The following is a 1172-nucleotide window of genomic DNA, read 5'->3' on the forward strand; positions in this document are numbered from 1 at the left end:
CGGCCGGGTGGCGGGCCTTCCAGTCGGCGAGCGCGGCGGTGGCGGATCGTTTCAGCGCCGCCCAGGCCGCCGGCTCGACGTGCTTGACGGTGTCGGCGCGGAAGCCGTCGATGCCGTACTCGCGCACCCAGTCGCTGAGCCAGGTCACCAGGTAGTCGCGCACGGTCGCATCGGGCAGGTCGCGGGCGCGCGTGCCGGGCTTGGTGCGCAGGAAGATCGGCAGCTTCACGCGCTCGGTGCTCTCGGTGCGGAAGTCGGGCAGGTACGCGAGCTGCATCGTCAGGTCGTCGCGGCCGCCGTCGAGGTAGCCGGGCAGGCCGGCGCGCACCCATGGGCGGCCCCACCARTCGGCGAACGCGAAGCTGTTGTAGTCGATGAAGCCGTGGTAGTCGCGCAGCGTCGCGCGCTCGCTGCCCGGCCACAGCACCTTGAGGTTGAGTTCGCGGGCGGTCTGCAGGTCGAGGTAGCCGGGGTGGTTCATCACCACGTCGAACAGGATGCGGATGCCCTGGCGGTGCGCGGTGCCCACCATCTCGCGCAGCTCGTCGGGGGTGCCGATGTTCTGGTCGAGCACGGTGTAGTCGAGCGCGTAGTAGCCGTGGTAGGCGTAGTGCTTGAAGGCCTTGTCGCCGCCGACCACCCAGCCGTGGATCTGCTCGTACGGTGCGGTGATCCAGATCGCGTTGACGCCCAGCTCGCGGAACCAGCCTTCGTTCAGCTTGTTGGTGATGCCCTTCAGGTCGCCGCCGTGGAAGGTGGCGACATCGGCCGCCGGATCGGCCTCGCGCTGGCGGCCGTAGGCGTGGTCGTTCGCCGGGTTGCCGTTGGCGAAGCGGTCGGTGACGGCGAAGTAGACGATCGGGTTGTCGGCGAAGGTGCCTGGCACCGAGATCGGGCCGCTGACGGGTGCAGGCGAGGGCGGTGCAACGACAGGCGATGCACAGCCGACCAGCAGGCAAACTGCAGCGATCCACGTAGCCCGGATGCCAATCCGGGATCGCGCTTGAACCCGTGTCATCCCTTGATCCCCCCGGCCGTGAGCCCCGAGATCATCCACTTCTGCGCCAGGATGAACACGACCGTGATCGGCAGCCCCGACAGGATGGCCGCGGCCGCGAAGTCGCCCCACAGGTATTTCTGGTCGTACAGGAACAGCTTGGAGCCCACCGCCA

1 protein-coding gene is annotated in these 1172 nt (G+C 68.7%); it reads right to left on the reverse strand.

Features of this window, described 5'->3' with window-relative positions; translation table 11 throughout:
* A partial coding sequence (locus AC1D12_RS33760; RefSeq protein WP_477845439.1) for an alpha-amylase family glycosyl hydrolase occupies positions 1 to 886 on the reverse strand: 886 nt, incomplete at its 3' end.
* Positions 887 to 1172: the final 286 nt, after the last annotated feature.

This window comes from Rhizobacter sp. P1_G5 (genome assembly GCF_056405435.1).